Origin of the sequence: Arthrobacter sp. 1088 (assembly GCF_031455315.1) — a bacterium.
Lineage (GTDB): Bacteria > Actinomycetota > Actinomycetes > Actinomycetales > Micrococcaceae > Arthrobacter.
Genome location: NZ_JAVDSM010000027.1, coordinates 1 through 9,257, shown reverse-complemented (window position 1 = coordinate 9,257; position 9,257 = coordinate 1). Strand labels below are relative to the sequence as shown.

The window sequence follows — 9,257 nt, the reverse complement described above, 5'->3', positions numbered from 1 at the left end:
TAAACGAGGGCTTCGTTTTCGATTTCACCGATGGTGTTGACCTTGGTGTTGACCATGACCTGCACGCGGGTGTCGGTGTGGGCTGCCAGTTTGGCAAGACCGGCGGGGGTGAAGATGACCGAGACGGTGTTGTTCGCGGCGTCGAAGTTCACGGTGTAGTCCGTGCCCGCCGTGAGGGGTGTGCCGTCAACGAGGGTCGCGGACGCGCCGATGTAGGTCAGTTTCTGGTCCAGGACGTCCACGATCTTGTAGCCATCGATGACGGCTTCGTTCGGGATGTCACCGGTGATGGTGAAGTCGATCTGGTCCCCGAGCTTCACGTCCGGGGCGTCCGTGACGGTCTTTTCAGCACCGGCGACGGAGTTCTTCGGGTAGACGTGGACGTCGTAGATCCAGTTGTCGTTGTTATCCGGGTCCGTCAACGGCACGGAGACCAGGAACGGGGCCGAGGGTGTCACACCGGCCGGGTAGTTCGTTTCCGTCACCAGGTACAGGCCAACCGGCAAGGCGGTGAAGGCTGCGGTGCCGGCAGCGTCGGTGGTCTTCACCTGCGCGGCACCCAGGGTGTACCCGGCGCCGGTGATCGAACCGTTGGGATCGGTCGGGGCGAAGACGCTGGAGAGGTTGTGCGCGGCGTCCCAGCCGGCGTTGGTGGACAGGTCAATGGTGTTGACCTGCTCGATGGTGAACTCGATACCGGCCAACGGTGTCAGGCCGGTGGTGTCCACGGACGTGCCGTTGTTCGGCAGGCCCGTCGGGGTGGAGGGACGTTCGAACTTGTGGACCGTGATGGAACCGGTCGTGTCCCCGTCAACCAGGGGCGCAGCCGAAGCCGGGGCCACGGAGAAGGACATCGCCAACACCGCCCCGGCGATCGTGGCGGCGGCGGTCTTCCAAAGCCGCCCGGTGTGGTGATTACTCACAGTGTTTTCCTCTTTCATCGTGATGGTTCTTCCTACAGGTGGTACTCGGAGATGGACATGCACCGCCCCGCCCCGCAACACGCACAGGGCCAGGAGGGAACTCTTCTAAGTGGTAGTGGTGGGCTGCTGCTGCCGGCGGTGGTTGGCGGCCAGGGCCAGGGCGAGGGCGGCCAGCAACAGGGCCGATCCTGCGGTGGTGAAGGGCCACCAGCCGATGCCGCCGGACTCGGGCAGCTCCAGGGCCGGCACATCCCGGACCGTGAGCAGGAAGATCCCGTCACCATCGGCGTCGGTACTGGTCACCACCCCACCGGAGCCTTGACCTGCGGAGCCTTGTCCCGTAGAGCCTTGTCCGAGGGTTACGGTGCCGTTGGTGGCGATGGTGAATTTCACCGGTTCGGCCAGGAGGTTGAAACCGGCCGGGGCGGTGGTTTCTTCAAGCCAGTACGTTCCGGGCTGGATTCCTTCGAGTTGGAACCGGCCTGTTTGCCCCGCCACGGCCGTCACGGTGGGGCTGGCCAGCACGGCACCGGGGGTGCCGGCGTTATCGACGTGCACCGCCCAGGTGGAGCCGGCCATCGGCACCCAGGTCCCGCCGGAGGACTCGCCGATCTTCTCGATCAGGACCTTCGCCGGCGTCACGTGCGTGGTGGTGCAGTCAGGGCCGGCCGCCCCGGAAGAGGGTGCGCAGGTCTGCGGTGGTGTGGTGGTGGAGGTGCCCGTCACGACGTTGACGAGTTGTTCGTTCCACGCCCCGGCTTTGACCAGCACACTGTATTTCAGGGTGGCCGCCTGCCCGGCCGGCAGCGTGAACGCCGCCGTGGTCAGCAAGGTGGAGGGTGGTACGGGGTTGGCCACCGGCACGGGTGCCCCGGTGCCGATGACCAGGGTCGCTGACCCGGACACGAATGTCGCGTCATCCAGGACCTCTGCCAGGTTGTCCTTCAGCACCACCCCGGTGATGGTGCCGCTGATACTGGACGCCGTCACCGTGTACACGATGGTCTGGCCAGGGCTGACGGACTGGTTTGCGGGAACGGACCCGTTGACCGTGGCGCTCTTCTTGATCTTCCAGGCAGCCGGCGCGGTGACCTGCGCATCATCGGTTGCCGAGACAGGCAACCCCAGGGGCGGGTTCCCGGTGACCTTCGCCGTGTTGGTCACCAACCCCGTGGTCACATCCGAGGCCGTGACCACATACGTTGCGGTCGCCGTCACGGACTGCCCCGGCAAAAGGATCCCCGGAAGGCCAGGCCAGGCATACGACAAAGCCGACATGGTGCCCGTTCCGGAGAACTGGGTTTCGGTGATGACCACCGAGGTCAGCGTCACGTTGCCCGTGTTCTTCGCCACGAACGTGTACGTCGCCGTTTCACCGGCCACCAGCGTGGTCTTGTTCACCGTTTTCACCAACGTGATCGCCGGAGCGGACGAGGGAGCAACAGTGAAGAGGTAATCCTCCACCTCACCGGAATCCGATGCACCGATCGGGACCTGGACCTGGGCGGTGGTGTAACCGATCCGGAACCGCGCATACGTCGTCCCCGCACCCACCCCGGCAGGGACCGCCCAGGTCAGCGTCGCCGACGTCGCACCGGCCACGAACGAGGCGCAGGCCCGCTCGGTAGCGCTGTCGAAAAGCCCGTTCCTGTTGAAATCAATCCACCCACACGTCATGCCCGGCTTGCTCGCCCCGCTGATCGCCACCGTCGTGGAATAACCCGTAGAACCCTGCACCATCGGAGCCAGAACCACGCCATCGTCCATCAGGTCCAAAGCCGCCGTCGCACCCGCATTCGGCGAAACCGTGCCGTTCGCCACCGACGCGTTGTCCTCCGTGACATTCGCCCCCAACGTCACATCCGACAGATCCGCCCGCGCAGCATTGTTTTGATCGTAGGAAGCAGGCGCATCACCAAAATCCTGCGGAACAGTCACCGCCATGACGAAGTTGTCCGCGTTATGGTTTGGATCTTGGGCGTCGTTGATCGTGTATGGCGGAAGCGCGCTGGTGGTCTGGACGAAGACCGCGCTGATATCGAACGTCAACGAGGTCACAATGCCATTGATACGGACAGATCCACAGGCCGCAGTCGCTTGGGCATTCACAGGTTGAGGATCGTTCGTTTGGGTGGTCGTCTCGCACCGAGTACCTGCGTTGTCGTTAGTGGCCGTAATGGCATTTCCCGACACGCTAAGGTTTCCACCGGAAAGCTTGGTCATCGTCAAGCCCGTGGTTGCGAGATTCAACACGGCGTGGAGCTGGGACTGGCGGTCGACAGGTCCTTTCTTGTTTTCGTACCAAGTCACGTTTCCACCGAGGCCAGCGATGTTGAGCACTGGATTCCTCACGGGCTGGCTAAACGCGATCGTGACCGTCCCCAAGCCGCTACAGGGACCGGTTGCCGCGCAATTATTGACCGCGTTGGTAGCGAATTCAACAGCCGGGGACCCAGTCCCAATGTTTTGTGAGAAATCAGAGGCCACATATCCACGGCTGCCCATCGTTGACTGTCCCACGAGGTCAGTCAGTCCGGATTGATCATAGGTGGCCGTAAGACCGGATCCTGGCATCGTCAAAATAGCCGCTCCGCCGGTAACGTTTGCCTGGTTGGTTGCTACTTCGTAGGCGTGAGCTGATGGACTTAGGTGGAGCACCCCCATTGAAAGTGCGCCAAAAACGACCATTAATACGGCAACGAAGGCTGTTATTTTCCCAAGCAGATACTTCAAGGGATTCTCTCCAATGAACAGTGACCGACAGACCCCACAGCCGACGGCCAAACATATGTTGCGGAGCCTGACCGATTGCGTCCGGCAAGGTCGGGTCTCCAGTCAAAGGAGTGCGGGATTGGAAAAGTTCATGTCGCGAAAAGCGAAAACTCTTTGAGAAGCTCGGGGCTCCCCAGGAAGGCGACCGGGCCGGAACTCGGACCTTCTGGCAGGATCCTGAGCTGGCCGGAAGAGGCTGTCATCTGGAACAACAGCCTGGTGGACTTTGATGCCCTCCAGCGCAGGATGGTTACTGCCAAAGCCGAACTACCGGCTCTGGCGCATCACCTGCCGGCAACCTTCGCGGCCTTCGATGTCCCGGAGTGCTGGATGAAATCACCACCGAGGAAAGCTTTCTGAGAAAACGCGTCACTACCCTCTGCTAACGCGCACTACGTAGACGCGGGGCTCAAAGGCCACGGAATCTCTGTTGGCAAAACAGACTGTGGCTTCTGGCCCCCGTCACAAGCGCACCGCCTGCACAGTTTGTCCGGACTGAGTACGCAGGTCAGTGCGTACGCACGTTGAACAGGGGGACAACCCCCCGTCCTGGCCAACGTGCAGTGTGGCCGGTCACCTCCGGTTGGCCGGTCACACACCCCCGGGCATAAGGCACCGAATGCGACTTGGTGGAGTCCCTATTCTGTCGGTGGAACGGCGTACACTTTAATTCGAACATATATTCGAAAAAAGGTGTGTTGTGGGCGTGATAGTTGGCCCCCGTGTGATAGATGCGGGACTCTCTCTGGTAGCTGTACTGATGGCACCGGTAGCGGTTGCTGCTGGCTACCCCTCACCGGCCCAGGATTACTTCGACGGTCGCATTGACCTGAACGAGCACCTGATCAAGGACGTGACCAGTACCTTCATTGTCCGAGTCACCGGGCAGTCCATGCAGCAGGCCGGCATCAGCGACGGCGATGAGCTGATCGTCAACCGCGCACTGGAGCCCAAGGACGGATCTGTCGTTGTCGCTGTTCTTGACGGCGAGCTGACCATCAAGAGGCTAAGGATCACCGCCCACGGTGTCGTCCTGCAGGCCGACAACCCGGACTTTCCTGACATCAAGGTTCCTGCGCTCTCGGACCTGACCATCTGGGGCGTTGCGACACGGTGTTTGCACCATGTCTAAGCCCGCAATCATGCGCCGGATGCAGGAGATAGCGCATGTGGACGTGAACTGCTTCTATGCCTCAGCCGAGCGTGTCTTCAATCCCGCACTGGAGGGTAAACCGCTCATAGTTCTCTCCAACAACGACGGCTGCGCGGTCACCCGTTCACCGGAAGCCAAGCGTCTGGGCATTGGGCTCGGCGAGCCGTGGTTCAAACTGCGCCCCCGGGCCAAGGAATGGGGCCTAGTGGCCCTGTCCAGCAACTACGAACTGTACGGGGACATTACAGCCAGGGTCATGGAGCTGCTGGGCAGGTATTCAGCCTGGCTGGAGGTCTACTCCATCGACGAAGCATTCCTGGGCGTCAAGGGTGAACCCGATGAGCTGCTGCAGCTGGGCCGGACGATGAAAGAAGCCTGCAGGCGCCATGTCGGCGTGCCTGTCTGTGTGGGCATCGCGCCCACGAAAACGCTGGCCAAGCTGTGCAACAAATGGGCCAAGAAGAACCCTTGGTTCGATGGCGTCTGCCGCTGGGAATCTGTACCCGTCGAGCAACGGGAAGCACTCATGGCGAAGCTGTCGGTGATCGAAATCTGGGGCGTGGCCACCAGACTCACCAAGCGCCTGAACGCGATGGGAATCTTCTCGAGCCTGGACCTCACCCGGGCTAATCCTGTGGCGATCCGCGACAAGTTCTCCATTGTCATGATGCGCACAGTTCTGGAGCTGCAAGGCACTCCGTGCATTCCCATGGAGGAAGAACGCATCGGCCGGGACCAGCTGATCTTCTCGCGGTCCTTCTCCACACCAATCACCACCGGTGCCGGATTGCGGCAGGTCATGAGCGTCTACGCGCAGATGGCCAGTGCCCGCTTGGCCAAGCATGACCTGCAAGCCAAAGTTCTCACGGCGTTCGCAGCGACGTCGCACTTCAACCCAAACGAAAAGTCCTTCCCGTCGGTGTGTTTGGCGCTGCCGATGCCCACCGCTGATCCTGTGCTCCTGACCAGGGCAGCCCTCGCCCTACTGCCCCAGGTCCACGAGGGAGTGAAGTACGTCCGGGCCGGGATCATGGTCACCGACCTCCGCCCGACCGGTAATCAGAAGCCCCTGGAATTGTTCGAGAACCCGCACGAAGAACGCGGCATCGGCATCCTCGTCGAAGAGGTCAGCAAACGATACGGCCGTGGCTCCATTGGACTGGGCCATGCCGGCATCAAAAACGGGCCGGCCTGGTCCATGAAACGCGACATGCTCTCCCCCAGGTACACCACCCACTGGGATGAACTCCCCCTCGTCAAAGCCGCCTGACCGGCAGCAACAGCAGAAAGGAAACCGCAGTGGCTCTCGCACCTGAAGCCGGCACCGCGTAGCTGTCGGCGCCGGGGACGTCGCCAGCGTTGAGTACTGGCAGGTGCAGGCTCGACCATCTGGAGCCCAGGCAGAGCTGCATACGTTCACGCTGCGGCGGGAGCCGCCGGCCACCGGGTGGCAGCTCTATTCCCTTTCCCGGGCAGCTGTGGGAGCGGGCCTCGCCTGCCTGAGTGCACCGCGGAAGCTGGTTGAGGCCGATGCGAGCGCTTGGATCCAGTACGGTGGTTGCTCGCTCCAGCCGTAGGCCAGATCCACTGGGCAGGCGCACAGACCACAACAGTCTGGAGCGGCTACATGGATGGCGCCGCCCGCTCCGGCCGCCGAGCCGCCGATGAAATCCTCGAAAAACTCTCGCAACCGGCGCTCTCATCCGCCCGGACGGGGCGTGGGCTGTTCCTTCCGCCCCGGGTCAAATCCTCGGCCCGAATGGGATACTGAGCTATGGTTTTTTCGTCGGGCAGGGGCACTCCGGGTGTGGTGGTAGTGGTCGGTGCGACCGGCCGGCAGGGATCGGCCGTGGTCCGTCACCTACTCAAAGACGGTTGGCAGGTGCGCGCCCTGACCAGAAATCCGTCCAGTGACGCTTCACAGGCCCTGCGCGCGCTCGGCGCCCAGGTTCCGCAGGCGAACACCGAGGATCCCGGCTCTCTTCGGACGCCGTTCCAAGGGGCGTACGGGCTTTTCAACGTCCAGAATCCCATGACCAGTGGAATCGACGCCGAAGTCCGGCAAGGCAGCAACGTGGCGGAGGCCGCCGCTGAAGCGGGCATACGCCACGTGGTGTACGGGGCGGCAGGAGTCAGCGACCAGCCAACAGGCGTCGGTTCCTGGGACTCGAAGCTGGTTATCGCCCGGCGCTTTCGCGAACTCGGACTGCCGCTCACGGTGCTCCGGCCAATGGCGTTCATGGAACTAATGACGGACAAAGGTTACTATCCGCAGTTTTCCACCTGGCACTGATGCCAAAGCTAATGGGCCCGGCCCGGCCGGTGGGCTGGCTCTGTGTTGACGATCTGGGTGCCATCGCCGCCCGGATGTTCGCCGACCCCGAACGGTGGAGCGGCGCGGTGCTGGGACTGGCATCTGACGTGCGGTCAATAGACGAGTGCCGCACCTTGTGGCGGGAACGGACCGGACGAAAGCCCCGTGGTTTGCCGATGCCGGAGAAGCTGTTTGAACGGTTCGTGGGGAAGGACCTCACCACCATGTGGCGATGGCTGCGGACCGGGCAGTTCGACATGAGTACGCAGGCAACGCGCGAGGTCCTGCCGGAGGCCCGGACCGTTAAGGAATGGCTGATACAACGGCCAAAGTGAGCGGTACTGAGCACCGCGGAGATCGCGGGGCTGCCGCTTACCTTACCTGCCGGAGGTCGGGGCTCGAACTGCTCCTTGGTTGGAGGAAGGCACGACGCCGAAGACGCCACGGCAGCCGCTTTCCTTGAGTTATGGCGCCGTCGGGAAGGCGTCAGGCTGGTTGATGGTTCGATCCTTCCGTGGCTGTTGGTTACAACGACAAACACCGCCAGGAATCTTCAGCGATCATAGGTCCGCCATCGAAGGCTCTTAGACACCATTCCCAGACGCAGAGAAGCCGAAGCGGAACTGGATCCGGCCCATCCAAACTACGACTCGTCGATGAATGATGAGGTCGCAGCGGCGTTGGCTGTCTTGAAGCCCTTGGACCTCAGGCTGGTCAGCCTTGTCGTTTTCGAAGAGTTGCCCTTGCCAGCGGCAGCTGAAGCACTCGGGATTTCACCCGGGGCAGCTAAATTCCGTATGCACACGTGCCCGCCAGAAGCTGAAGGCTGCGCTGCCTCGATCACCTCACCATGTCCATTCGCCAGTATTGAAAGGAGATCCATCATGAACGCCCCCTCGACTGCCGTTTACAGCGGCACGGCAACGATTGACCTTGGACAGGCTCCCGCTGGTGCGACGGGTGTTGAGGTGGAACTCACCTGCCTCACCGAAGGTAAGTTCGTTTTCCCGGATGGCGCCAACGTCTCCTGCTCTTCGTCCGATCTGGGAACACGCGGTGCCTGGTCAAAATATGTCGTTGCTTTGGAGCCCTCAACACAAGGGGTGGCCCACAACCGAAACTGGGAACAGGTGGCAGATCAGCGCCAGATACATCGCACAAGGTCCTACCGAGTGGAAAATCAACGCGAAGGGCGAGAGCTATGGCGTCGAGGTGCCAGGACGCGAAGCCCCGGACCTACTCGCAGTAATCGCCACCAACGGAGCAAAGGGCTACGTGTACTCGGACCAGATGAACGGAACCGATCCGGCAAACCCGGAAGAAGCTGCCAGGAACCTGCCTAGACCCCAACGCGAAATCCCGGTTTACCTCAGCGATGGCGCCACGCCTGAAAACAAAGAAACCCCCGGAAAATCCGGGGGTTTCTGTTGGTGGGCGATACTGGGTTCGAACCAGTGACCTCTTCGGTGTGAACGAAGCGCGCTACCACTGCGCCAATCGCCCCGGTACAACGGGTAAAAGCTGCATCAACTCGCTGATGCATACAGAAGACTAGCCCACCCGGGCTGGATTGCAAAACGCGCTCAGACCACTGAACCACAACGGTGGAATTACAGCCGTGAAACTCCCCAAGAGGCCCGTAAATTCAAGGATCCAAGCCCCTTGGGAAGCAAAAGCAAGCAACCGATTTGGAGTTTGAAGCAACCTCCTATAGAGTTCTTACTCGTCGGAAAGCGACGGAATGCCTACTGGGCAGGCCGGCGTAACGGCACTGCGGACGTAGCTCAGCTGGTAGAGCACCACCTTGCCAAGGTGGATGTCGCGAGTTCGAATCTCGTCGTCCGCTCGCAAGGCACTGTCAAGGCAAGAATTCCTCGGAATCTGCTTACACGGTGGGTTGGCCGAGAGGCGAGGCAGCGGCCTGCAAAGCCGTATACACGGGTTCGAATCCCGTACCCACCTCGGTGAAAACCATGTCTTCCAGTCACGGCTGGATGCATGGGCGATTGGCGCAGCGGTAGCGCGCTTCCCTGACACGGAAGAGGTCACTGGTTCGATCCCAGTATCGCCCACCAGAACAAGGCAACTTGTTTGT

At 61.7% G+C, this 9,257-nt stretch carries 9 protein-coding genes and 4 tRNA genes; 10 read left to right on the top strand and 3 right to left on the bottom strand.

The genetic code is table 11. From position 1 onward, the window contains the following. Both J2Y41_RS22800 and J2Y41_RS22795 read right to left on the bottom strand, forming a co-directional pair. The coding region (locus J2Y41_RS22800) for a SpaH/EbpB family LPXTG-anchored major pilin (RefSeq protein ID WP_309931952.1) at positions 1–923 on the bottom strand (923 nt) is incomplete at its 3' end. A 105-nt stretch (positions 924–1,028) separates the two neighbouring features. Then, a complete protein-coding gene (locus J2Y41_RS22795; protein ID WP_309931950.1) occupies positions 1,029–3,263 on the bottom strand; it encodes a GEVED domain-containing protein in 2,235 nt (744 codons plus the stop codon). A gap of 1,132 nt (positions 3,264–4,395) precedes the next feature. Here J2Y41_RS22795 and J2Y41_RS22790 point away from each other — a divergent pair. The 7 genes from J2Y41_RS22790 to J2Y41_RS22765 all read left to right on the top strand — a co-directional run bounded on the left by J2Y41_RS22790 (position 4,396) and on the right by J2Y41_RS22765 (position 8,620). Then, positions 4,396–4,827, top strand: a complete 432-nt coding sequence (locus tag J2Y41_RS22790) for a LexA family transcriptional regulator (protein ID WP_224089653.1) — start codon at positions 4,396–4,398, stop codon at positions 4,825–4,827. After that, complete coding sequence (locus J2Y41_RS22785) at positions 4,820–6,118, top strand: Y-family DNA polymerase (protein WP_309931948.1); 1,299 nt, start codon at positions 4,820–4,822, stop codon at positions 6,116–6,118. The genes J2Y41_RS22790 and J2Y41_RS22785 overlap by 8 nt, the downstream gene beginning before the upstream one ends. A 270-nt stretch (positions 6,119–6,388) precedes the next feature. Next, a complete protein-coding gene (locus J2Y41_RS22780) occupies positions 6,389–6,619 on the top strand; it encodes an FAD-dependent oxidoreductase (RefSeq protein WP_309931946.1) in 231 nt (76 codons plus the stop codon). Positions 6,620–6,622: 3 nt separating this feature from the next. Further along, a complete protein-coding gene (locus tag J2Y41_RS22775; protein ID WP_309931943.1) occupies positions 6,623–7,141 on the top strand; it encodes an NmrA family NAD(P)-binding protein in 519 nt (172 codons plus the stop codon). Next, on the top strand, positions 7,141–7,497 hold the full coding sequence (locus J2Y41_RS22770) for a hypothetical protein (RefSeq protein ID WP_309931941.1): 357 nt from the start codon (positions 7,141–7,143) through the stop codon (positions 7,495–7,497). Before J2Y41_RS22775 ends, J2Y41_RS22770 begins: the two co-directional genes overlap by 1 nt. Positions 7,498–7,572: 75 nt before the next feature. Next, a complete protein-coding gene (locus J2Y41_RS23175; protein WP_396133584.1) occupies positions 7,573–7,728 on the top strand; it encodes an RNA polymerase sigma factor in 156 nt (51 codons plus the stop codon). A gap of 646 nt (positions 7,729–8,374) precedes the next feature. Then, the gene (locus J2Y41_RS22765) at positions 8,375–8,620 is read left to right on the top strand and encodes a hypothetical protein (protein WP_309931939.1); all 246 of its coding nucleotides are present in this window, start codon (positions 8,375–8,377) and stop codon (positions 8,618–8,620) included. On the opposite strand, the gene J2Y41_RS22760 is transcribed toward J2Y41_RS22765, so the two are convergent. Beyond that, positions 8,591–8,665, bottom strand: a tRNA-Val gene (locus J2Y41_RS22760). The genes J2Y41_RS22765 and J2Y41_RS22760 overlap by 30 nt on opposite strands. 270 nt (positions 8,666–8,935) lie before the next feature. On the opposite strand from J2Y41_RS22760, the gene J2Y41_RS22755 reads away from it, so the two are divergent. The 3 genes from J2Y41_RS22755 (at position 8,936) to J2Y41_RS22745 (ending at position 9,237) form a co-directional block, all read left to right on the top strand. Beyond that, positions 8,936–9,008 (top strand) — tRNA-Gly (locus tag J2Y41_RS22755). Positions 9,009–9,053: 45 nt separating this feature from the next. After that, positions 9,054–9,124, top strand: a tRNA-Cys gene (locus J2Y41_RS22750). Between the two features lie 38 nt (positions 9,125–9,162). Continuing rightward, positions 9,163–9,237, top strand: a tRNA-Val gene (locus J2Y41_RS22745). Positions 9,238–9,257: the final 20 nt, after the last annotated feature.

Excerpts from the sequence above, each read along its gene's own strand:
- J2Y41_RS22785 (WP_309931948.1), top strand. The coding sequence starts at position 4,820 with ATGTCTAAGCCCGCAATCATGCGCCGGATGCAGGAGATAGCGCATGTG.
- J2Y41_RS22775 (WP_309931943.1), top strand. The coding sequence starts at position 6,623 with ATGGTTTTTTCGTCGGGCAGGGGCACTCCGGGTGTGGTGGTAGTGGTC.
- J2Y41_RS22770 (WP_309931941.1), top strand. The coding sequence starts at position 7,141 with ATGCCAAAGCTAATGGGCCCGGCCCGGCCGGTGGGCTGGCTCTGTGTT.